This window comes from Corynebacterium sp. NML 120412 (genome assembly GCF_002285155.1).
GTDB classification, from domain to species: domain Bacteria; phylum Actinomycetota; class Actinomycetes; order Mycobacteriales; family Mycobacteriaceae; genus Corynebacterium; species Corynebacterium gottingense.
Genome location: NZ_NSGL01000010.1, coordinates 21,936 through 43,938, shown reverse-complemented (window position 1 = coordinate 43,938; position 22,003 = coordinate 21,936). Strand labels below are relative to the sequence as shown.

Sequence of the window (22,003 nt, the reverse complement as noted above, 5' to 3'; positions counted from 1 at the left end):
AGCTCATCGTTGCCTGTGGATGCAGTGGCAGTGATTGCCAGCATGACCGTGTAGATTGAGCGTTTTGCACGATACTCAAGGAGGTCCACGACCCGTGAATCTAGCTCGCCGTACATTTGCCGCGTGTGGCGTCGCCACGCTCTGCGCCGTTGGTGCGCCGCTCGCGTCAGCGCAGCTTCCCGAGGGCATCGACCCTGCGGAGGTGCAATCGATGATCCCGTCCGAGGTCACTGTCCGCGCCGGCGAGACCACCACCGTGGACCTCGGCGTGCCCGTGGATGCGAATTACTCCGGCGGCGGATGGACCGTCACTTCCAACGGCACTCAGGTCTCGGTCACCGCACCCGATGACCCTGGCGCCACTGCGAGCGTGCCCGCCAGCTCTGGAGGGATGAACGCGACCGTCAATCTGGTCGCCGTGGGCGATGACGAGGAAGCAATTGCCGACGACGCGTCGTCGGCAGGCGGCGCAGCCAGCGCCGGCGATGATGCTTCCGGCAGCGAAGGCGGCAGCGGTGCGCGCGAGTCTGGCAGGTCCGGCGAGGATGGGGACGGCGAAAGCGCTGGGGATGCTGGGGATACGGAGGACTCAGGAGACTCAGGGGATTCAGCAGGCAGCGCCGGTAGCGGGCACAGCAGGAACGGCGGCGGCAGCGGCAAGTCCGGCGGCGCGGCCGGCAGCGTGTCCCATCCGGACCGCACGAAGGCGGAGGAGGTGGACACTTCGGGCGCCAAGCGCTTCGAGTTCGACGGCGAGATTGACGGCAACACGCTCGTGGTGAAGGTGCCGTTGTCGCGCGCTGCGGACCTGATGAAGTACACCAAGACCGATACCGAGGGCGCAACGCTGCGCTACCTGGACGTCAACGGCCAGGTGATCAAGGGGGTCAAGCGCGACGTCGACGTGGCGAAGCGCACGCTGACCCTGACGTACCCGGAAGGCGAGACACCGGACAACCCGTTCATTATGGAGGTAGTGCGGGACGGCAAGGCCGAGTTCGTCGCCGTGATCACCGCGACCAATGCGCCCACGGAAGAGGCGAGCGGGGACGGGGAGAGTCCGTATGGGGAGGCGTCGGCAAGCGGTCAAGGCCCCAACACTGACTCGAACGGTGGCGGCTCGATTGTTCCGCTGATTATCGGCGGGGTTGCGCTGCTGGCGGCGATTGCGTTGATCATTGTGTTCTTTGTACGGCGGCGCGCGCGGGCCTAAACGGCGAAACAACAGTGTTGTAAGATGGGCGCGTCAAGCGTTACGGCGTGACGGGCTCGATTGGCGCAGAGACGGTGCCAGGCGACGGAAAGGCACGGAGAGGACCGACAATGGCAGACGACGCACTGTTCGACGCTTCCGAGGAGAAGACCTTCCTCACGGGGCGTCCGTTCCGCGAGTTTGCGGACCCGGCTCCGCTGGACAAGCACGGCCCGGCCACAGTGCTGTCCATGGTCAACCAGAAGGGTGGCGTGGGGAAGACGACCTCCACCATTAACCTGGGTGCGTGCCTGGCGGAGCAGGGCCGCAAGGTGCTGCTGGTGGACCTCGACCCGCAGGGCGCCCTGTCCGCGGGGCTCGGGGTATCGCACGACGAGGAGCAGGTCACCGTCTACGACCTGCTCTTTGACAACACCACGAGCATCCACAGCGCCATTCGCCATTCCAACGTCAGCGGGCTCGATCTCGTGCCGGCAAACATCGACCTCTCGGCCGCGGAAATCCAGCTGGTCAATGAGGTGGGGCGCGAGCACACGCTCGCGCGAGCGCTGCGCCCGGTGCGCAACGAGTACGACATCATCATCATCGACTGCGGCCCGTCCCTTGGCCTGCTCACGGTCAACGCCTTGGCCTGCTCGCAGGGGGTCATCATCCCGATGGAATGCGAGTACTTCTCGCTGCGCGGACTGGCCCTGCTGACGGACACGGTGGAGAAGGTGCGCGACCGCATCAACTTCGACCTGGACATCGTGGGCATCCTGGTTACCATGTTTGACCGGCGCACGACGCACGCCCGCGAGGTGATGGATCGCGTCGTGGAGGTCTTCGGGGACCGCGTTTTTGACACCGTGATTACGCGGACCGTCCGGTTCCCGGAGACCTCGGTCGCCGGTGAGCCGATCATCACGTGGGCGCCGCGCTCGCAGGGAGCGGAGCAGTACCGCAACCTGGCCAAGGAGCTGCTGGAGCGCACCGAAACCAGGACCTCGTAGGCCGGCGTGAGCGACCCGCACACCGGGGCAGAAGCGCGCGACGGAGCGCAAGCGAGTGGGCAGGCGGGCGAGCAGCCCGAGATCACCGGGTTCCGCCTCGTGCTCAACAACTTTGAGGGCCCCTTCGACCTGCTGCTCAACCTGATTAGCTCGAAGAAGCTGGACGTCACCGAGGTGGCGCTTGCAGAGGTGACCGATGAGTTCATCGCGTACACGCGGGCGCTTGGAGAGACCGCCGACCTGGACGAGATCACGGAGTTCATCCTCGTCGCGGCCACGCTCCTGGACCTCAAAGCGGCGCGCCTGGTGCCGCGTGGCGACGCCGACGAGATCGAGGACCTCGAACTGCTGGAGTCGCGCGACCTCCTCTTCGCCCGCCTGCTGCAGTACCGCGCGTACCAGCAGGTCGCCGACCAGTTTGCGCAGTGGCAGAAGCATGCCAGGCGCCGGTACCCGCGCGCGGTGTCCATGGAGCCACAGTTCGTGGACCTGCTGCCGCCCGTGCGCCTGGGACATACCCCGGCCAGTTTTGCGGAACTCGCCGCCAGCGTCTTCCGGCCGAAGCCACCCGAGGAGGTCGGCGTTGACCACCTGCACGCCGTGCAGGTCTCCGTGCCGGAGCAGGCCGGGCGGATTCTGGAAACGCTGAAGCTGGTCGGGGCGACGCAGTGGCTTTCTTTCGCGTCGCTGACCAAGGATTGCGCGCTGTCCATGGAGATCGTCGGCCGGTTCCTCGCGCTGCTCGAGCTGTACAAGGCGCGCGCCGTGGAGACGAAGCAGGAGGAGGCGCTGGGGCCGCTGGAGGTGTCGTGGACCGGGCTCGACGTGGACCCCGCGGTGGTCGCGGCAAGCAACTGGAGCTAGGCGGTGCTAGGTAGTGCGCGATTGGTGGGGGCGGGGAGGCGTCGATAAGCACTCGGCCCCTTACAATGTGCGACATGGACATGCCGATGGTCTCACAGCTGCGCTCGCGCGTGGAATCGATCCTGCTTGTGGTGGACAATCCCGTCGAGGCGGAGGACCTGGCGGGGGTGCTGGACGCGACGCGGGAAGACGTGGACGCGGTCCTGCGCGAGTGGGCCGGCGAGCTTGACGCGCGGGGCAGCGGGATCGAGCTGCGCGAAACGCAGGAGGGGTGGCGGCTCTACACGCGGCCGCACAACGCCGATGCGGTCGAGGCGTTCGTGCTCGACGGTACGCAAACGAAGCTGAGTCGCGCCGCACTCGAGACGCTCGCAGTGGTGGCGTACCGCCAGCCGGTGACCCGCGCGCAGGTCGCTGGCGTGCGCGGTGTCAACGTGGACGGGGTGATGCGCACGCTGACGCTGCGCGGGTTGATTGCGGAGGTCGACCCCGATGACGCCACTGGCGCGCACCGCTACGTCACCACGGAACTGTTCCTGGAGCTGCTGGGAATCGACTCGCTGTCGCGCCTGCCGGACCTGGCGCCGCTGTTGCCAGAGGTAGACGCGATCGAGGATGCGTGGTAGAACACCAAGTCCTGGTAGACTCTGCCACGAACTTGGGCGCACCGTTTTCGGTGGCCCGCACAACCCCAATACGTTTGCAAAGGATTCAGCATGACTCCTCCCGCTCGCCGAGACGGCACACCGGACAAGGGGAAGGACGAAACGTTCTACCCTTCGTACGCAAAGCCGGCGAAGAAGCAGCACGTCCGACTGGACAAGCGGCGCGAGAACGCCCGCAAGAACGAGCCCCACCCGCTGGAAGATAACTGGTGGGACGACGATGACAAGGGTGCCACGGGTGCCAAGAAGGCCCGGAAGCAGAAGTCCGAAGGCATTCGCCTGCAAAAAGTGCTCGCGCAGGCCGGCGTGGCGTCGCGCCGCCACGCGGAGGTGATGATTGACCAAGGCCGCGTGGAGGTCAACGGCAAGATCATCACCGTCCAGGGCACGCGCGTGAACCCCAATGTGGACATCATCCGCGTCGACGGCACCCGCATCAACGTCAACGAGGAGTTGGAGTACGTCGCGTTTAATAAGCCGCGCGGGGTGCACACCACGATGCGCGACGAGATGGACCGCATCTCCGTCGGCTCCTACCTGTCCGAGCGCACCGCGGCCGGGCAGCGCCTGTTCCACGTGGGCCGCCTCGACGCCGACACCGAGGGGCTCCTCCTGTTGACCAACGACGGCGAGCTGGCCAACCGCCTCACGCACCCGAAGTACAAGGTGACCAAGACCTACTTGGCAACGGTGCTGGGCGAGGCCAAGGGCGACCTGGTGAAGAAGCTGAAGGAGGGCGTCGTGCTTGACGACGGCACCGTGACCGTAGACTACGCGCAGATCGTCGACGTGCACAACGGCCAGTCCATCGTCCGCGTGGAGTTGCACGAGGGCCGCAAGCACATCGTGCGCCGCATGCTCAAGGAGTGCGGCTTCCCGGTGCAGCGCCTGGTGCGCACCAAGGTGCACACCGTTCAGCTGGGAGACATGAAGCCCGGTTCCATGCGCGTGCTGAACTCTGCCGAGCTGGCCTCCCTGTACAAGGTGGTGGATATGTAATGGCTGACGCAACGCAGCTTTCGAACATGCCGGACGGCGGGCTCATTCTCGCCGTCGACGGCCCTTCCGGGACCGGCAAGTCCACCACCTGCCGCGCGCTGGCGAAGTCGCTGGGCGCGAAGTACGTGGATACGGGCGCGATGTACCGCGTGGCCACGCTTGCGGTGCTCCGCGCCGGAGTCGACCCGGCCGACACCGACGCGGTGGTGGCGGCGACCGCCGATCTGCCGCTCGAAGTCTCCGACGACCCAGATTCCAAGCAGGTGCTCCTCGGCGGCGAGGACGTCTCGGGCGAGATCCGCGGCCCGGAGGTCACCCGCAACGTCTCCGCCGTCTCCGCCATTCCACAAGTCCGCGTGAACTTGGTCGAGCTGCAGCGCAAGCTGGCCCGCGAGGCCCACCGCGCCATCGTAGAGGGGCGCGACATCGGGACGGTGGTGCTTGCCGACGCCCCCGCGAAGGCCTTCATGACCGCCTCGGCCCAGGTGCGAGCGCAGCGCCGCTACGACCAGGACATCGCCGCGGGACGCAACGCCGACTTTGACACCGTGCTCGCGGACGTGCAGCGCCGCGACGAGCTCGACTCGTCCCGTGCGACCAGCCCGCTGAAGCCCGCGGAGGACGCGGAGGTCATCGACACCTCCGAGATGACCCCCGAGCAGGTGCTTGACGCCCTGACCGGGCTGATTGAAAGGAGCGCGAAATGACACACCGCGAGGAACCGGAAACCCAGTTCATTCAGCCTGGGATCGACGCGTCCGGCTACGAGGACCTGGACCCCGCCGATGTAGGTGCCGACGACGCGGAGTTCTACGACGCCGACTTTGACGTCAATGATTTCGACGACGCCGATTTCGCAGCCCCCGATTACGGCGAGGACAGCGAGGGCCCTGAAAACACGGACGACTACACCGACGAGGACTGGGCCGAGGTCGAAGAGGCCTTCGGCATCATGCGCCCGAACGTGGTGGAGGAGAACTTGCCCACCGTGGCCATCGTCGGCCGTCCGAACGTGGGCAAGTCCAGCCTGGTCAACCGCTTCCTCGGCCGCCGCGAGGCCGTGGTGGAGGACCACCCGGGTGTGACTCGTGACCGCGTGAGCTACCTGGCCGACTGGGGCGGGCGCCGCTTCTGGGTGCAAGACACCGGCGGCTGGGACCCGAACGCCCGCGGCATCCACGGCGCGATCGCCCGCCAGGCGGAGGCCGCGATGGAAACGGCCGATGTGATCGTCATGGTGGTGGACGCGCAGACCGCCATCACGGAGACGGATTCCGTGATGGCGCGCAACCTGCAGCGCTCTCCGGTCCCGGTGATCCTGGTGGCGAACAAGTTTGAATCAGAATCCCAGTGGGGCGACGCCGCCGAGTTCTACGGGCTCGGCTTGGGCGACCTGTGGCCCGTCTCCGCGCTGCACGGCCGCGGAGGCGCCGACGTGTTGGACGAGATTCTGCGCCTCTTCCCGGACGAGCCGCGCGCGAAATCCTCCATCACGGACGGTCCACGCCGAGTCGCGCTGGTGGGCCGCCCGAACGTGGGCAAGTCCAGCCTGCTGAACAAGCTGTCCAAGTCGCACCGCTCGGTGGTAGACAACGTCGCTGGCACCACGGTGGACCCGGTGGATGAGATGATCCAGCTGGATGAGCACCTGTGGAAGTTCATCGACACCGCTGGCCTGCGCAAGAAGGTGAAGAACGCGCAGGGGCACGAGTACTACGCCAGCCTGCGCACCCGCGGCACGATCGACGCGGCGGAGGTCTGCGTGGTGCTCATCGACGCCTCCGAAGAGATCTCCGAGCAGGACCAGCGCGTCATCTCCATGGTGCTGGAGGCCGGCAAGGCGATGGTCATCTGCTTTAACAAGTGGGACCTCATGGACGAGGACCGCCGCTACTACTTTGACCGCGAGTTCGACGAGATGATGGGGCACCTCCCGTGGGTGACCAAGCTCAACATCTCCGCGGACACCGGCCGTGGCCTGCACCGCCTCGAGCCGGCGATGGCGCAGGCGCTGGAGAACTGGGACAAGCGCGTCTCCACCGGCCAGCTGAACAACTGGCTGCGCGAGGCGATCGCGGCGAACCCGCCGCCAATGAAGAACAACCGCCTGCCCAAGCTGCTCTTCGCCACGATGGCGACCACCCGCCCGCCGACACTGGTGCTGTTTACCACCGGCTTCCTGGACGCCGGTTACCGCCGCTACCTGGAGCGTAAGTTCCGCGAGCAGTTCGGCTACCACGGCACGCCGGTGCGCATCGCCGTGCGCGTGCGCGAGCGCAACCCTCGCCGCCGCAAGTAGGGGCCGCTGGCTTATCGACGCCCCCGCTCACCCCTCCTTCCCGTACACAAACGCGTCCGCGCGGTAGGGAAGGGGGATGCGCTGGCCGCGCTCGAAGCCGAGGCGGTCATGCAGGTACCAGTCCAGGTTGGCCACCATCTTCGCGCGCGTCTTCTCGTTGGCGCGCAGCCAGTACGAGCGCGAGGCCATGAGTGCGAAGCACTGGTCCGTAGTGACAATCTGCGCCCAGGTGTCGCGCACCTCGCCCTCCAGCGTCCACGGGGTTGCTACGTCGGGGTAGAACCCGGCGCGCTGGACGTCGCCGGAGTGCATGATGCGGCTTAAGCGCAGCACCCACGGGTGGTTGACGGCAAGGGTGTTCCAGCACAGCAGGAGCTTGCCGCCCGGGCTCGTGATGCGCGCGGCCTCCGCGCTCGCCGTCGCGGTGTCCACCCAGTGCCAGGTTTGCGCGCAAGTGACGGCGTCGACTGCGCCGTCGGCCAGCCCGGTTGCTTCGGCCGTCGCCCGCCAGGTGGGGACGTTGGGGAGCTTGTCCCGCAGGACGCGGACCATGTCCGCGGACGGGTCGCAGGCGAGGACCCGGCGCGTGGATTCGGAGTCGGCCCCAGCGCCGAGGAGCTCGGTGAGCTTGCCGGTGCCGGCGCCGACGTCCAGGATGCGGGTGCCGCCGGCGCGCTGGGGAAGGTCCGCGATGAGGGCTGGGACTGAGGGCGGGTAGGAGGGCCGGATGGCGTCGTAAAGCACTGCACCGCTGTTGAACGCACTGGCTGAGCTGCTGCGATGCTGTGCGTCGCGGAACGCTGGCTGCTGCTTCCCACTCGGCTTCATAATGGACTAATCTACCGATACGAATCTGGATGGAGGAACTATGGCAGCACGGCGCCTCGTGACGCTGCTCGTTGCGGCGGGCCTGGCGCTGAGCAGCGCTGGTTGTGGGGGCGGCGAGCAGCTGGACGCCGCCGACGCTGACCTGATCGCGCCCTCCACTCCGCGGGACGAGGTTGCCGAGGTGCAGCCGTGGAGCAAGCCGGAGACGCAGCGGCGCACCATTAAGGTGGGCCAGCGAGACCGGAGCTTCCTCTTGAGCCTGCCGGCGGGCGCGCGGGAGCGCTCGCGGCTCCCACTGATCTTTGCGTTCCACGGGTATGGGGAGGACGCGGCGTCGATGCGGAAGTACTCGCAGCTCGATGGGGCGGACGCGATCGTCGCGTACATGGATGGCGTGGATCGGGCGTGGGCGCCCGCCCCGTACGCCAGGACGACCGGCGGGGACGACCTGGCGTTCGTGGATGCCGTGCGCGAGCAGGTGACAGGCGAATTCTCGGTGGACAAGGCGCGAGTGTTTGCCACGGGGCTGTCCAACGGGGGCGGGTTCGCCTCCTACGTGGGCTGCCAGCGCCCGCAGGATTTTACTGCGGTGGCGTCGGTGTCGGCGGCGTTCTACCAGCGCGTCTCGCAGGGGTGTTCCTCTATCCCGATTAAGCACGTGGACTTTCACGGCACGAACGACTCCGTGATGAGCTACTTCGGCGGCCAGCGCCACGACACGGCGTACGAGTCCGTCGAGGCAATGCTGGCGGAGGCGGCGGAGCGCAACCACTGCGACGCGGAGTACGTGGAAAAGCCGCTTTCAGACACCGTGACGGAGCTGCGGTGGGACGGCTGCGACGCGCCGCTGGTGCACTACCGCGTGGACGGCGGCCCGCACATTTGGCAGGGCGGCACGGTGGATTCGTCGCGGACGACCTCCGCGGGATTTGCCACACGAACGCAGCTGGCGTTTTTCGGCGTGCCGTTTGGCTCAGTGTCGGACCCGTAATGTGCGCCAGGTGCCCTATGCTTGGGCATTGTGATGCAGAACTCTGACGACGCGACCAGGACGGCCATTGTGGTGTACAACCCGGTCAAGATCGATGAGACGACGCTGCGCTCTCAGGTCGAGCGCTACGCGCCGGACGGCTGGCACATCGAGTGGGTGCGCACCACACCGGACGATTCCGGCGAGGCGGAGGTGGCCGCGGCGCACCACCCGGACGTCGAGCTTGTACTGGTGGCCGGCGGCGACGGGACGGTGCGCGAGATCGCCACGTCGCTTGCGGGATCCGGCATCGCGCTGGGCATCGTGCCGACCGGTACCGGCAACTTGCTTGCGCGCAACCTGCGCCTCGACCTTGGCCTCGAGGAGTCCGTGCGGCGGGCGTTTCGCGGGGAGCACAAGCTTATCGACGTCTGCCGCGCCAAACTTTCACGCCCCGACGGCTCCAACGAGCGCCTCGGCTTCGTGGTGATGGCCGGCGTCGGCCTGGACGCGCAGATGATCGAGTACACCGACGAGAGGCTCAAGAAGAAGATCGGCCCGTTGGCGTACGTCTCCGGGATTGCGAAGTCGCTGCGCGGCGGCAACCGGATCAAGGCGTCCTTCGTGGTGGACGGGGACCATACTCACTCGCAGCGGTTGCACACGCTGATCTTTGGCAACTGCGGAGAGCTGATCAATCAGCTCCCGTTGCTGCCTGAGGCCAGGCCGGACGACGGCGTCCTCGATGCCGTCGGCATGGCGCCGCGCGGGCCCGTCGGGTGGGCGAAGATCGGCCTCAACCTTGTGGTCAACAAGGCGGCGAAACTCCGCGGGCGGAAGCCTGATCCCGCGGTGGTGGAATTTGCGGACCTGCTGTACTCGCGGGGCAGCTACGCGCGGGCCTCGTTTGCAGAGCCGGAAATCTTCGAAGTGGACGGGGACCCCGTGGGTGAGGTGACGGCGGTGGAGATCTCCGTCGACGCGGGCGCGCTGAAGGTGTGCGTGTAGCCGGCTGCCATTGTGGCGCGGTGCTTTGATCACGGGGGCGTGACGGAGTCTGCGTGTCCCGGTGAGGTTTCTCTGGCGTGCCGTTTTACCTTGGAGGCATAACGCTTTACCCGCCTACAAGGAGGCACGCCCGCATGAGCACTGCGGAACTCAATCAGTCCGTCGTGTGGAATACCGCAGATAGATTCTTGCGGTCCATCGTCGAGCCGGAAGACTACGGCGACTACATCCTGCCTATGACGGTCCTGCGTCGTCTCGAGTGCATCCTCGCACCAACAAAAGACAAAGTCCTCGACCTTGTCTGGAGCCTCCAGGAAGAGGAGGTTAGCGACGAGATGATTGCGTGGGAGGTCCAAACCCGATTCGGTCTGTCCTTCTACAACACCTCCCGGTTGGACCTGACCTCCATCGCCAAACTCGACGACCATGTCTTCGACGCGCTAATGGGGTACGTCGATGCGTTCTCGGGCTCCGTTCGCGACATCTGGGATGCCTTCGACTTCGAGGTGAAGATGAAAACGCTCGACGCCGCGAACCGTCTGTGGCCTGTAGTGAAGCACTTCGCCACCATCGACATGAGCATGGAGTCGTTGCCAGACGCGCAGATGGGCGACCTCTTCGAACACGTCATGTACAAGGCGTTCAACACCAAAGGCAAGGCCGCAGGTGCCTTCTACACTCCGCGCGACGCCATCCGGCTCATGGTGGACATCCTGTTCGCCTCCGACGATGTGGGCCTGACCAGGGACGGTGCTTCGCGTACCGTTTACGATCCCACGGCAGGTACCGGCGGCATGCTGCTCGTTGCCGAGCGGGCACTGAAGGAGCTCAACCCCGACATCGAGGTCGTGCTTGCCGGCCAGGAACTCATGTCGACTGGGTACGCGATTGGCAAGGCGGACCTGCTCATCCAGGGCGGTGAACCAGACGCAATCCGCCACGGCGACACTTTGCTCACCGACCTCTACGAGGGCGAACAGTTCGAGTACATCCTGTCCAACCCACCATTCGGCACGGACTGGCAGGTACAGCAGAAGTCAGTAAAAGAGCAGGCCAAGGTGCCGGGATCGCGATTTAGCCACGGTCTTCCCTCGAAGGACGACGGGCAAATGCTGTTCCTTTCCCACGTTGCTTCCAAACTCATGCCTGCTGGTGCGAACGGCTCTGGTGGCCGCGGTGCCGTTGTCTCCAACGGGTCGCCGCTGTTTACCGGCGGCCCTGGTTCCGGTCCCGACCGGATCCGGGCGTGGCTGCTGGAAAGCGACCTGGTAGACGCAATTATTCAGCTGCCCACCAATATGTTTTACGGGACGGGAATTTCGACCTACGTCTGGATTCTCGACACAAACAAGGAAGTCCACCGCAAGGGCTTCGTGCAGCTCATCGACGCTTCCGAGTGCTGGTCTGCCCCCGATAAGGGATTGGGCGATAAGCGCCGCGAGATGAAGGAGGCCGACCGCAAGCAGGTACTCCGGGCGTACGCGGCGTTCGAGGACTCCGCGATGTCGAGGGTGCTCACGCCGAACGACCTGGGTTTCAGGGACGTGAAGGTTACTAAGCAGGCCCGGCTGCGCGTCGAGGTCACCCCGGAGGCGGTGGCGACGGTGCTCGCGCACAAGTCCGCGGTCCCGGAGCACGCCGACGTCCTGGACGACGTGAAGAACGTGGCGTTTAACGACTTGCCAGAGGCAATGAAGGTGGCCGCGAAAAACCGCGGAGTGAAAATGCCCGCCGGTGTTATCGACACCGCGTTGAAGGCGGTCGGTGTGCCGGACGAGACCGCCGAGCCCGCGGTGGACCGCAAGGGTAACCCGTGGGTAGACCCGGCGTTTACGATGACCGAGCGTATCCCGCTGACCGAGGACGTAGACGAGCACATGCAACGCGAGGTCCTCCCGTTCGCACCCGATGTGACCTGGGACGAGGCCGCGTCCAAGGTCGGCTACGAGATTCCGTTTAAGCGCGTGTTCTACACCCCGGAGCCGGTTCGTCCCTTGGAGGAGATTGACGCTGATGTGTCTGTGGTGATGGGGCGTCTGGCCGAGAAGTTTGCGGAGGTGCGAGAGTGAGCACGACTAAGGCCAGAACGGTCCCAATATCACTTCTCGGCGAGGTCACGCTCGGGAAGATGGTGCAACCCACTAGGAAGAATGAGATCGACGAACTTCGCCCGTATCTTCGTGCGGCTCACCTGCCCGCCCCAGGCACCCTCTCACTCGATGTGAGTGAACAGCAGATGTACTTTTCGCCTGCCGAACTGGACCGTCTCGACCTCCAAAAGGGCGACGTGGTGATTGTTGAAGGCGGGGCGGGTTATGGTCGTTCTGCTTACATGGACGATGACCTGGACGGATGGGGGTTCCAAAACTCTATCGTCCGTGTTCGCCCATATCCAGATGTGTCGGTGGGGAGGTACGTCTACTACGCCCTCCAGCAGGCCCAAGCAGACCGACAAATTGAACTGGAGGTAAGCACAGCGACGTTGCCCCACTTCACCGCCGAAAAGGTGGGCCGCTTTCGGCTCCCGTTGCCCCCGCTCGAAACCCAGCGCGCCATCGCGGATTACCTCGACCGCGAGACCGCGGAGGTCGACGCCATGAGCGCCGACCTGGACGAGATGGAGGCGCTGCTGACGGAGCGACGCGGGTCCATCATTCGCGCCCATCTTCTACCGGAGGACGGCGAATACACAAGGGTAAAACTCGTTGCGAACGTGTCCCTCGGTAAGACTGTGCAGAGCGCAAGAAAACGACCGGATGAGGTGCAGAGGAACTACGTACGAGCGGCACATATCCAACCGCATGGACGCCTTGTACTCGATGAACAGGCTATGTGGTTCACCCCGCAAGAGTTGGAGCAACTCACACTGCGGGAGAATGACGTGCTCGTTGTAGAGGGCGGCGCGGGGTACGGTCGCTCCGTCGTACTCCACGAGGACATGCCCGATTGGGGATTCCAGAATCACGTTATTCGAGTGCGCCCAAACGTCGGTGTGGTCGGGGAGTTTGTGCATTACACGTTCCTCGCACACTACAGCGCGGGCTTAATCGACCTCCACGCCGATGGGGCAACTATTCCGGCGCTTTCGTCCGACAAGGCCCGCGAACTCCCGATTCTCTCGGTTGATACCGACGAGCAACGGCACATCGCCCGAACGGTGTCCCGCGAGACCGCCGAGATTGACGCCATGCTCGCCGACATCACCGAACTGCGCGACCTCCTCGCCGAGCGCCGCGCCGCCGTCATCACTGCCGCCGTGACCGGCCAAATCGACGTCCCCACCACCCAGGAGACCACCAATGGTTAAGCCAAGTATCACCAGCGAACACGCCCACGAAAACGCCATCTGTACCGCGCTATCCGAGCGGGGCTGGACCTACGAGGAGGACAAAAAGGACGAGGGGTGGGACCGCAGGCTCGCTCTCTACCCGGCAGACGTCCTGGAATGGCTATCCACCCAGTACCCGGACGAGTACGAAAAGGCGGTCCCGGCAGACGCAACGGGTCAGACCCGAGCAACAGCCGAGCGCAAACTCCTAGAGCACATCGCCGGCCGTCTGGAAACGAAGACCCGCAAGGACCCGCAGACGGGACGAACCCTCGGCGGTCTGCTCGGTACCCTGCGCGAGGGGTTCAAGTACGCCCAGGTGGGAGCGCGCTCCGCGTCCTTCGGCCCAATGGTGGCGTTCCCGCCAGCGAACCCGCTGGTGAAAACGGCGACCGAACGAGCCGAGAAGAATATCCTGCGCGTCCTCCGCCAGGTGCATTTCGACCCAAAGACGAACGAAACCCTCGACCTTGTGCTTACCGTCAACGGTATCCCCGTGGTGACGATGGAACTGAAAACCGACCACACGCAGTCGGTCGCGCAGGCGCGCAAGCAGTACCGCGAGGACCGTATCCCCAGTACCGCGCGCCGTCTGTTACTGCCGGGACGCTGCCTTGTCCACTTCGCCATCTCCAACGCCGAGGTCTACATGACCACCGCACTCAAGGGCGCAGACACCTACTTCCTGCCGTTCAACCGCGGCGTCGACGGCGGCGCGGGAAACCCGCCAATTCCGGGCAAGTCGGAGACCTCCTACCTGTGGGAAAACGTGCTGGAGCGCGAAACCTTCCTGCGTATCCTGCGCGACTTCGCCGTGTGGGAGCCCGACGCCAAGCCGAAGCGGGGAACGCCTGGCGGCAAACTCATTTTCCCTCGCTACCACCAACTCCGCGCCGTCGAGCGCGTCACCAGGGACGTGACGCAGCGGGGACCCGGTGGGCGCTATCTCATCGAGCACTCGGCTGGCTCCGGCAAGACCAAGACAATCGCCTGGCTCGCGCACCGGCTTATCCGGCATGTGGGAACCGATGGCGAGAAAACGTTTGACTCGGTCATCGTGATTACCGACCGCACGGCGCTCGATACCAATATCCGCCAGGACATGCAGATGATGGACGCCTCGCTGGGGCTGGTGGTCTCGGTCGGTGAGCACTCCGGCGCAAAATCGCCCCAACTGCGCAAGGCGATTGAGGACGGCGACCACATCATCACCTGCACCCTGCAAACATTCCCGCATGTGCTGAAACTGCTCGATGAAAGCGACGAACTCTCCGGTCGTCGGTGGTGCGTTATTGCAGATGAAGCGCACTCCTCGCAGACCGGGTCGAGCGCGTCCGCCTTGCGAGAGTTGCTCACCGACGTCGAACTCGACGAGGACGAGGAGTACACCGCGGACGACCTTTTGGAACTGCGCCAGGAGGCTATCGCGGTCGCGGCCAACATGACGTTCATCGCTCTCACGGCGACGCCAAAGGGCAAGACGCTGCGTCTGTTCGGCACCGAAACCCCGGACGGCCACTACGTCGCGTTCGACACCTACCCGATGGGTCAGGCCATCGAGGAGGGCTTCATTCTCGACGTGCTCGGCAACTACTCGACCTATCAAATGTGGGCCGAGGTGCGCGACGAGTTGGGACGAACCGAGGAGGTGGACCAGTCGGCCGCTGTGACCGATATGGTGCGCTTCGTGCGGCTCCACCCAACCTCGATTGCGCAAAAGGTTGAGGTGGTCATTGAGCACTTCCGCCGCAATGTTGCGCACCATCTCGGTGGGGAGGCGCGCGCGATGGTCGTGACCTCCTCTCGCAAGGCCGCGGTGCGGTGGTCCGACGAGATGAACAAGTACATCGCACACAAGGGCTACGACTTCCGCTCGCTGGTTGCGTTCTCTGACGCGGTGCGCGTCGACGAGGATGCCGAGCCGGTCACCGAGGTCCAACTCAACGGCGTCTCGGACGTTGAGCAGGCGTTTAAGAACGATGACTTCGCCTACCGTGTCATCATCGTCGCCAACAAATTCCAGACCGGTTTCAACGAGCCACGGCTGTGTGCGATGTACGTGGACAAGCAACTCTCCGGTGTCACCACCGTGCAGACGCTCTCGCGCCTCAACCGTATTTTCCCGGGTAAACCCACGCCGATGGTGGTTGATTTTGTCAACGACCCGCAGTTAATCGTCAAAGACTTCAAGAGATACTACGAGGGCGCGGAGATTGACACCGACATCGACCCGAACTCCCTTCACACGCTTGGGGACGAACTCGACACCGCCGGGTTCTACACGCCCGAGGAGATGGAGAAGGTCGCCCAGGCGTACATGGCAGGCTCCGATTCAGAGGCGTTGAGGGGCGCCGCAGGCGAGATCATCAGGCGGTGGCGCACCCGGCGCGACTCGGGCAAGGAGGGGCGCGTGGCCGCGCGGGACTTCAAAACCAACGCCGAAAAGTACCGCCACGCATATGAGTTTCTATCCCAGATTGTCGCCTACGCGGACGCGGAGGTTTCCAAGCGAGCCATGCTCGCGGCGGTGCTGGAGCGCAATCTCCACCTCTCCGAGCACGACGATGAGGACGAGGACTTCATCACCGGAATCTCACTGGCGGGTGTGGCGATTACACGGGGCGAGGCAGAGGTCGACCGCTCGCTGACCGATGGAGGAGGAGAGGCACTGAAGGTGCCCACCTTTGAGGTCGCCCTCGGCGGCGATTCGACTCCACTTCGTGCGGCGTTCGATGAGGCGGTTGAAAAGGTCAACGACATCTTCTCGCTGGCTGGAGTTGATGTGTCTTCTGGAGAAACCGCACAGATGATTGTCGCGGCCTGGGGCACGTTGTCACAGCAGCCGGAGGCCCGCAAGCTGGGGCGGACCAACAATAAGGAGCAGTTGAAGCGCTCCAAGCGCTTCCAAGGCGAGGCGACCAAGGCGATTTTCTCCGGAATCGAGGAACGTAAACAGCGCGACGCTCTGCTGTCGAGCGATCGCGACGTGCTGCGTGGCGTCGTCGGTGCGCTGGCGGAACTCATGTCCGCCGCGAAGGAGATGGGCGAGTTGGACGAGTAGATGACGTAGTGTCTGGGCCGATCACGACCCAATTGCCCCAAACAAAAAAGTGGTCGGACTGACAGGATTTGAACCTGCGACCCCCACACCCCCAGTGTGGTGCGCTACCAAACTGCGCCACAGCCCGTCCGTTACTGCATTCGCGGTAACTCGGCTAGATTACAACACTGTCACTCGAAACGGAAAATTGCCAGGTCAGCGGGCAAACCTTGCTACCGTACATCGCCGTCCAGGTAGACCCACGCGCCGTCCTCGCGGACGAAGCGCGAGACCTCGCGCTGCACGCCGGCGGGGGAGTAGGCTGCGAACTCGACCACGCCCTCGGAATCGAAGAGTGAGCCGCCCTGGGTGCGCACAATCTGCAGGCGATTGAACGCAAGGCCCTCGGTGGGAAGCTCCGACAACGCCGGGCGCGTTGCCCGCGCCCAGGTGGAGTGGAGGTAGTCCGCGAGGCCGCCCACGAAGGCGGTGTAGCGCGAGCGCATCAACGCCTCGGCGGTCGGTGCCTTGGCGCCCCGGTGGAGCGCGCCGCAGCACGCCGCGTAGGGCTTACCGGTGCCGCAGGGGCACGGTTGCATGTCCGCGATGCGCGGCTGTTGCCGCCTGACGCCCGCCACGTTAGCGCTGCTTGTCGCGCTCGCGGCGCTGCTCGACGGTGGCGGTATCTACCGTGGTCGTGATGTCGCCTGCGGCAATGTAACCGTCGACGGTGGACGCGGCGCCGGCGGCGCGCAGCGTCTGGACCTGCTCGTCGGTGAGGTCGCCGTAGAGCGTGATGTGGCGGGTGAAGGTGGTGTCGGCGTCGTGGGTGACTTCCACGCGGACGTCGTCAAGCTTCATGCCCTTGGCCGCGCTCCTGATGGCCTGCGAGCACGAGGCCGCCAGCGCGGACATGAACAGGCCGGTGGACGTGACGCCCTGGCCCTTGCCGCCGGCGTTCTTGGCGCGGTCCGTGGTGATCTCGCGGTTAGAAGTGCGCACCACATCGCCGTACTTGGTGCCGCGGGCGGAGTAGGAGATCGCGTTGGAATCGCCCGTCGGCTCCGGGGTGAACTCCGGCACGATGTACTGCTGGGCCCACGAGCCGATGATGTCGGCGGCGCGCTGCGCGGTGCCCTGGCGCGTGAGCAGGTGATCGGCCTTGTCCAGTGCCATGAGCGACTTGGGGTAGCGGGTGAGCTGGAAGATGGACTGGGCGTTGTCGATGCCCACGGTGACGTCGATAGGCGAGTGCACCAGCAGCAGCGGTTTACGGATCTTGCCCAGGTACTCCTCCGGGTTGGTCTCCGCGAGGTCCTCGAGGAAGCGGCGCGAGATGACCAGGTCGCGGCCGCCCAGCGTGACGTGCACCGAGCCGTTGCGATCCGCCTCGCCGATCTTGTCGGCGTAGTGCAACACGGAGTGGGCAGGATCGAAGGGCGCGCCGACGGTGGCCACCATCTTGAGCATCTTCTTCAGCTCCGGGCGCGTCGCGGCCTTGAGCGTTGCCGCGCCGCCGAGCGAGTGACCCATAATCAGCTGCGGGGCGGTGTAGTTCTCCTCCATCCACTGCGCCACGGCCACGATGTCATCAACATTTTGATTAAACGAGGTCTCGGCGAACTCGCCCTTGGACTGCCCCAGGCCGGGGAAGTCGAAGCGCACGGTGGCAATCCCGTGCTCCGTCAGGCGCTTGGAAATACGCGATGCGCCGGGGGTGTGGCGCGAGCCCGCGAAGCAGTGCGCGAAAATGGCGTACGCCTTCGCCGGGCCGTCCGGGCGGTCCATCGTTGCGGCAAGCTCCACGCCCGTGGAGGACGGAATTTTCAGGTTGAGAGATTTCATTTCGCGGACTTCCCTTGTGTGTGGTTGATTCGCGCTGCTGCGAGACTGGCTTCAATACAATCTAAGGCACAAATAAGCTAGCAACAACAGCCCTCCCGCTACCTGCATCGCGGGGGTAAAACCGCTGCGCCTAGACTTTGAGGCAATACTGCGGCGACAGAGCGATGCCGAGCGATACAGTGCAATACAGTGCGATACAGTGCGACGAGGGAGGACGGTCAAGCGCATGGGAGCATTCGACTGGTTCTGGAAGGCCATGGGCTCAACATCTGAGCGCAACAACAAGAAATCCAAGGGCATCGTTGCCGGCGCCCACGAGCTGATCCCGAGCATTGAGCAGCTTGACGACGCCGCGCTGGCCGCCGCCATCCGAGACACCGTCTCCGGCGGCGCGATCAAGGACAAACAGCGCTTCCTTGCCATCCTGTCGGTCGCCTCCAAACGCACGCTCGGCTTGCTGCCGTTCGACGTGCAGAACCAGGCGGTCCTGCGTCTGCTCGAGGGCGACGTCATCCAGATGGCCACCGGTGAGGGCAAGACGCTTGTCGGCGCGATGGCGGCCACGGGGTTCGGGCTGACCGGCAAGCGCGTCCACGTCATCACCGTGAACAATTACCTGGCGGACCGCGATGCGGAATGGATGCGCCCGCTCGTCGAATTCTTCGGCCTGCGCGTCGCCTCCGTGACGGAGAACAGCTCCCGCGAGGAGCGCACCGCCGCCTACCGCAGCGACATCGTCTACGCGCCCGTTACTGAAATCGGCTTCGACCACCTGCGGGACAACCAGATCACCTCGCGCGCTCAGACCGTCCAGGCCCCGGCGGACGTCGCCCTGGTCGACGAGGCGGACAGCGTGCTTGTCGACGAAGCCCTCGTCCCCCTCGTCCTCGCCGGCTCCGAAGGAGCGATCCAGACCACCGGGCGCATCACCGAGGCCGTCTCCCACTTGCGCGAGGGCAAGGACTACGCGATCGACGCCGAGGGGCGCAACGTCTTCCTCACCGACGAAGGCGCCGAGCACGTAGAACGCCTGCTGGGCATCGACTCGCTCTACGGCGACGGGCAGATTGGCGACACCCTCGTGCGCGTCAACCTCGCCCTGCACGCGAAGGCGCTACTGATCCGCGACGTCCACTACATCGTGGAGGACGGCAAGGTCGCGCTTGTCGACGCCTCCCGCGGCCGCGTCGCCGAACTGCAGCGCTGGCCGGACGGCCTGCAGGCGGCCGTGGAAGCCAAGGAAGGCCTCACCGTCTCTGAGGGCGGCCGGATCCTGGACTCCATTACGCTCCAAGCGCTGATGCGTCGCTACCCAACCGTGTGCGGGATGACCGGCACCGCGGTCGAAGCTACCGACCAGCTCCGCTCGTTCTACGACCTCCACGTCGCTGTGATTGACCGGGCCAACGAGCTGCAGCGCTTCGACGAGGCGGACCGAATCTACGCCACGATGGAGGAGAAGAACAAGGCCATCGTCGACGAGGTTGCACACCTGAACTCGACCCGCCAGCCGGTGCTCGTGGGCACCCACGATGTCGCAGAATCCGAGGCGCTCGCCGAGGCGCTGGAGGCCCGCGGCGTGTCCGTGAACGTGCTCAACGCGAAAAACGACGCAGAGGAGGCCCGCATCATCGCAGAGGCGGGCGACCTCGGCCGCGTGACCGTCTCGACGCAGATGGCTGGCCGCGGCACCGACATCCGCCTCGGCGGTGCGGACGAGGCGGATCACGACAAGGTCGCGGCGCTCGGGGGCCTGGCGGTCATCGGTACAGCGCGCCACCGCTCCGCGCGCCTGGACAACCAGCTCCGCGGGCGCGCAGGCCGCCAGGGCGACCCGGGCCTGAGCCTGTTCTTCGTCTCGCTGGAGGATGACGTCGTGGCCACGGGCGGCGCGGACGAACAGGTCACCGCCCACCCGGACGAGACCGGCCGGATCGAATCCAACCGCATCCAGCAGTTTGTCGAGCACTGCCAGCGCGTCACTGAAGGCCAGCTGCTGGAGATCCATTCCCAGACCTGGAAGTACAACAAGCTGCTCGCCGACCACCGCGACATCCTTGACCAGCGCCGCGCGGTCCTCCTGGACACCGACACCGCGTGGCGCGAGCTCGCCGAGCGTAGCCCGCAGCGCGCCGCGGAGCTGGAGCATCTGCCGCAGGAGGTCCGGGAGCAGGCGGCCCGCGACATCATGCTCTACCACCTCGACACCGAGTGGTCGGAGTACCTCGGACTCATGGACGACGTGCGCGAGTCCATCCACCTGCGCGCCATCGCCCGAGAAACCCCGATCACTGAGTACCATCGCATCGCCGTCCGTGAGTTCAAGGAGCTGGCCAACCGGGCCGTCGACCAGGCAGTCGACACGTTCGAGCAGGTGCCTATCGACGCCAACGGCGCCCACCTCGCCGACGCCGGCTGGAAGCGGCCCAGCGCCACCTGGACTTACATGGTCTCGGATAACCCGCTGGCCGGGTCGGGCAACAGCGTGATCTCCGGCATCGGCAATATTTTCCGGTAGGCGAGAGGTGGGGAAATCCTGTGGAGTGGTGGCAAACACCCCCGCGGGAGCCTCGAGCCGGTAGTATGACAGGCAGCTAACTGAAAACCTCGACATTGGTGCGCCTCGCTGGCCCGTGCACGCGGGGTGCGCCGATTTCACACATAGTCAGGAGTAAGTGATGAGCGATAACACCGGTAACCCGCAGAACCAGGTGGAAACGACGTCGGTGTTCCGTGCGGACCTGCTGAAGGAGATGGAGTCTGGCGCGTCCGCCTCCAAGGACGGCATCACCGGCGCGGAAAACCTCCCCGAGGGCGCGGCACTGCTGGTAGTTAAGCGCGGCCCGAACGCCGGCGCTCGCTTCCTGCTGGACCAGGACTCGACCACCGCGGGCCGCCACCCGGAGGCAGACATCTTCCTCGATGACGTCACCGTGTCCCGCCGCCACGCAGAGTTCCGCCGCACCGAAGACTCCTTCGAGGTCGTCGATGTGGGATCGCTCAACGGCACCTACGTCAACCGCGAGCCGCGCAACTCCCAGACGCTGTCCACGGGCGACGAGATCCAGATCGGCAAGTTCCGCCTCGTCTTTATCGCGGACGAGAAGTAGACTCGCTCCGACCAGAGCCCCCACGTACCCGCGCCCCTGACAACGGGGCGCTCTTTACGCAACGAAAGATCCACCACCAGTGAGCGCACTCCGCAAAACTTCCCCGCTGAAGCCGACGGGCACGACCCAGCAGGCGAAAACCATGTCGATCGGCGTGGTCCTTGAACGCCTCCGCGAGGAGTTCCCGGACGTGACCGTCTCCAAGATTCGCTACCTGGAGTCCGAGGGGCTCATCACCCCGCAGCGCACCGCGTCCGGCTACCGCCGCTTCACCGACGCGGACGTGGAGCGCCTCCGCTACATCCTGGTCACCCAGCGCGACAACTACCTGCCGCTGAAGGTGATCCGCGAGCAGCTCGAGGCGATGGATTCGGGCGAGGTCGCCGCCCTGATGGCGCCCGACGCGGAAAGCGGCGCGCCGATGGTGTCGCCGGAGAACTTCCGGGCGCCCGCATCCACCAAGCTCACCGATACCGACGTGGCCGCGCAGGCCGAGACCGACGCGGCAACCGTCGCCGAGCTGACCAAAGCCGGGCTGATTAGCCCGGACGCGGCCGGCTACTACACGGCCGACGACGTCCAGGTGGTCTCGACCGCGCTCTCCCTCGGCGAGTTCGGCGTGGACATCCGCCACCTGAAGACGCTGCGCACCGCCGCCGCGCGCCAGGTGGACCTCATCGCCCGCGTCGCGGAGCCGATTGCGAAGTCCGGCAAGGACACCGCGCAGCAGCAGGCCGAGGAGACCGGTCAGCAGATGTCCGCGCTCGTCGTTTCGCTGCACGCGTCGCTGGTGAAGAATCAGCTCCGCCACCGCCTGGGCCACTAGCGCTTCACGACGCCAC

18 protein-coding genes and 1 tRNA gene are annotated in these 22,003 nt (G+C 65.3%); 15 read left to right on the top strand and 4 right to left on the bottom strand.

The features are described 5' to 3' along the window. Window positions 1–94 precede the first annotated feature (94 nt). The 7 genes from CKJ84_RS11755 to der all read left to right on the top strand — a co-directional run bounded on the left by CKJ84_RS11755 (window position 95) and on the right by der (window position 7,032). Window positions 95–1,213 carry a hypothetical protein gene (locus CKJ84_RS11755; protein ID WP_143340376.1) on the top strand — a complete coding sequence of 373 codons (1,119 nt, stop codon included), beginning with the start codon at window positions 95–97 and terminating at the stop codon, window positions 1,211–1,213. A 110-nt stretch (window positions 1,214–1,323) separates the two neighbouring features. Continuing rightward, a complete protein-coding gene (locus tag CKJ84_RS11750; RefSeq protein ID WP_095547077.1) occupies window positions 1,324–2,205 on the top strand; it encodes a ParA family protein in 882 nt (293 codons plus the stop codon). A gap of 81 nt (window positions 2,206–2,286) precedes the next feature. Beyond that, on the top strand, window positions 2,287–3,069 hold the full coding sequence (locus tag CKJ84_RS11745; RefSeq protein WP_233125709.1) for a ScpA family protein: 783 nt from the start codon (window positions 2,287–2,289) through the stop codon (window positions 3,067–3,069). A gap of 65 nt (window positions 3,070–3,134) precedes the next feature. After that, a complete protein-coding gene (scpB, locus tag CKJ84_RS11740; protein WP_165765347.1) occupies window positions 3,135–3,695 on the top strand; it encodes an SMC-Scp complex subunit ScpB in 561 nt (186 codons plus the stop codon). 90 nt (window positions 3,696–3,785) lie between these two features. After that, entirely contained in the window at window positions 3,786–4,733 is a 948-nt protein-coding gene (locus CKJ84_RS11735; protein WP_095536110.1) for a pseudouridine synthase, read from the top strand. Further along, window positions 4,733–5,440 carry a (d)CMP kinase gene (cmk, locus tag CKJ84_RS11730; RefSeq protein WP_095536551.1) on the top strand — a complete coding sequence of 236 codons (708 nt, stop codon included), beginning with the start codon at window positions 4,733–4,735 and terminating at the stop codon, window positions 5,438–5,440. The genes CKJ84_RS11735 and cmk overlap by 1 nt, the downstream gene beginning before the upstream one ends. After that, the gene (gene der, locus CKJ84_RS11725) at window positions 5,437–7,032 is read left to right on the top strand and encodes a ribosome biogenesis GTPase Der (protein ID WP_095547075.1); all 1,596 of its coding nucleotides are present in this window, start codon (window positions 5,437–5,439) and stop codon (window positions 7,030–7,032) included. The genes cmk and der overlap by 4 nt, the downstream gene beginning before the upstream one ends. Before the next feature lie 27 nt (window positions 7,033–7,059). Here der and CKJ84_RS11720 read toward each other — a convergent pair whose 3' ends face one another. Next, window positions 7,060–7,860, bottom strand: a complete 801-nt coding sequence (locus tag CKJ84_RS11720; protein WP_095547074.1) for a class I SAM-dependent methyltransferase — start codon at window positions 7,858–7,860, stop codon at window positions 7,060–7,062. 40 nt (window positions 7,861–7,900) lie between these two features. On the opposite strand from CKJ84_RS11720, the gene CKJ84_RS11715 reads away from it, so the two are divergent. From CKJ84_RS11715 to CKJ84_RS11695, 5 genes are all read left to right on the top strand, one after another. Continuing rightward, window positions 7,901–8,851 (top strand): PHB depolymerase family esterase, encoded by a 951-nt coding sequence (locus tag CKJ84_RS11715; protein ID WP_095547073.1) that lies wholly within the window; start codon window positions 7,901–7,903, stop codon window positions 8,849–8,851. Between the two features lie 33 nt (window positions 8,852–8,884). Next, complete coding sequence (locus tag CKJ84_RS11710) at window positions 8,885–9,838, top strand: diacylglycerol kinase family protein (RefSeq protein ID WP_233125707.1); 954 nt, start codon at window positions 8,885–8,887, stop codon at window positions 9,836–9,838. Window positions 9,839–9,972: 134 nt separating this feature from the next. Continuing rightward, window positions 9,973–11,907 (top strand): class I SAM-dependent DNA methyltransferase, encoded by a 1,935-nt coding sequence (locus CKJ84_RS11705; RefSeq protein ID WP_095547071.1) that lies wholly within the window; start codon window positions 9,973–9,975, stop codon window positions 11,905–11,907. Continuing rightward, complete coding sequence (locus CKJ84_RS11700; RefSeq protein WP_095547070.1) at window positions 11,904–13,145, top strand: restriction endonuclease subunit S; 1,242 nt, start codon at window positions 11,904–11,906, stop codon at window positions 13,143–13,145. The genes CKJ84_RS11705 and CKJ84_RS11700 overlap by 4 nt, the downstream gene beginning before the upstream one ends. Next, window positions 13,138–16,227: a type I restriction endonuclease subunit R gene (locus CKJ84_RS11695; protein ID WP_095547069.1), complete on the top strand. Its 3,090-nt coding sequence runs from the start codon at window positions 13,138–13,140 to the stop codon at window positions 16,225–16,227. The genes CKJ84_RS11700 and CKJ84_RS11695 overlap by 8 nt, the downstream gene beginning before the upstream one ends. A 50-nt stretch (window positions 16,228–16,277) precedes the next feature. On the opposite strand, the gene CKJ84_RS11690 is transcribed toward CKJ84_RS11695, so the two are convergent. The 3 genes from CKJ84_RS11690 to CKJ84_RS11680 all read right to left on the bottom strand — a co-directional run bounded on the left by CKJ84_RS11690 (window position 16,278) and on the right by CKJ84_RS11680 (window position 18,051). Beyond that, a tRNA-Pro gene (locus CKJ84_RS11690) sits at window positions 16,278–16,354 on the bottom strand. Between the two features lie 85 nt (window positions 16,355–16,439). Next, window positions 16,440–16,805 (bottom strand): YchJ family protein, encoded by a 366-nt coding sequence (locus CKJ84_RS11685; RefSeq protein ID WP_095547088.1) that lies wholly within the window; start codon window positions 16,803–16,805, stop codon window positions 16,440–16,442. A 40-nt stretch (window positions 16,806–16,845) separates the two neighbouring features. Continuing rightward, entirely contained in the window at window positions 16,846–18,051 is a 1,206-nt protein-coding gene (locus CKJ84_RS11680) for an alpha/beta fold hydrolase (protein ID WP_095547068.1), read from the bottom strand. 226 nt (window positions 18,052–18,277) lie between these two features. Here CKJ84_RS11680 and secA2 point away from each other — a divergent pair, with 226 nt between their 5' ends. The 3 genes from secA2 to CKJ84_RS11665 all read left to right on the top strand — a co-directional run bounded on the left by secA2 (window position 18,278) and on the right by CKJ84_RS11665 (window position 21,987). After that, window positions 18,278–20,569 (top strand): accessory Sec system translocase SecA2, encoded by a 2,292-nt coding sequence (gene secA2, locus CKJ84_RS11675; protein ID WP_095547067.1) that lies wholly within the window; start codon window positions 18,278–18,280, stop codon window positions 20,567–20,569. A gap of 160 nt (window positions 20,570–20,729) precedes the next feature. After that, complete coding sequence (gene odhI / locus CKJ84_RS11670; protein WP_095276690.1) at window positions 20,730–21,161, top strand: oxoglutarate dehydrogenase inhibitor Odhl; 432 nt, start codon at window positions 20,730–20,732, stop codon at window positions 21,159–21,161. Between the two features lie 79 nt (window positions 21,162–21,240). Then, window positions 21,241–21,987 (top strand): MerR family transcriptional regulator, encoded by a 747-nt coding sequence (locus CKJ84_RS11665; RefSeq protein ID WP_369801198.1) that lies wholly within the window; start codon window positions 21,241–21,243, stop codon window positions 21,985–21,987. The last annotated feature ends 16 nt before the right edge of the window (window positions 21,988–22,003 follow it).

Excerpts from the sequence above, each read along its gene's own strand:
- CKJ84_RS11750 (WP_095547077.1), top strand. The coding sequence starts at position 1,324 with ATGGCAGACGACGCACTGTTCGACGCTTCCGAGGAGAAGACCTTCCTC.
- scpB (WP_165765347.1), top strand. The coding sequence starts at position 3,135 with ATGTGCGACATGGACATGCCGATGGTCTCACAGCTGCGCTCGCGCGTG.
- CKJ84_RS11735 (WP_095536110.1), top strand. The coding sequence starts at position 3,786 with ATGACTCCTCCCGCTCGCCGAGACGGCACACCGGACAAGGGGAAGGAC.
- cmk (WP_095536551.1), top strand. The coding sequence starts at position 4,733 with ATGGCTGACGCAACGCAGCTTTCGAACATGCCGGACGGCGGGCTCATT.
- der (WP_095547075.1), top strand. The coding sequence starts at position 5,437 with ATGACACACCGCGAGGAACCGGAAACCCAGTTCATTCAGCCTGGGATC.
- CKJ84_RS11720 (WP_095547074.1), bottom strand. The coding sequence starts at position 7,860 with ATGAAGCCGAGTGGGAAGCAGCAGCCAGCGTTCCGCGACGCACAGCAT.
- CKJ84_RS11715 (WP_095547073.1), top strand. The coding sequence starts at position 7,901 with ATGGCAGCACGGCGCCTCGTGACGCTGCTCGTTGCGGCGGGCCTGGCG.
- CKJ84_RS11710 (WP_233125707.1), top strand. The coding sequence starts at position 8,885 with ATGCAGAACTCTGACGACGCGACCAGGACGGCCATTGTGGTGTACAAC.
- CKJ84_RS11705 (WP_095547071.1), top strand. The coding sequence starts at position 9,973 with ATGAGCACTGCGGAACTCAATCAGTCCGTCGTGTGGAATACCGCAGAT.
- CKJ84_RS11695 (WP_095547069.1), top strand. The coding sequence starts at position 13,138 with ATGGTTAAGCCAAGTATCACCAGCGAACACGCCCACGAAAACGCCATC.
- CKJ84_RS11685 (WP_095547088.1), bottom strand. The coding sequence starts at position 16,805 with ATGCAACCGTGCCCCTGCGGCACCGGTAAGCCCTACGCGGCGTGCTGC.
- CKJ84_RS11680 (WP_095547068.1), bottom strand. The coding sequence starts at position 18,051 with ATGAAATCTCTCAACCTGAAAATTCCGTCCTCCACGGGCGTGGAGCTT.
- secA2 (WP_095547067.1), top strand. The coding sequence starts at position 18,278 with ATGGGAGCATTCGACTGGTTCTGGAAGGCCATGGGCTCAACATCTGAG.
- odhI (WP_095276690.1), top strand. The coding sequence starts at position 20,730 with ATGAGCGATAACACCGGTAACCCGCAGAACCAGGTGGAAACGACGTCG.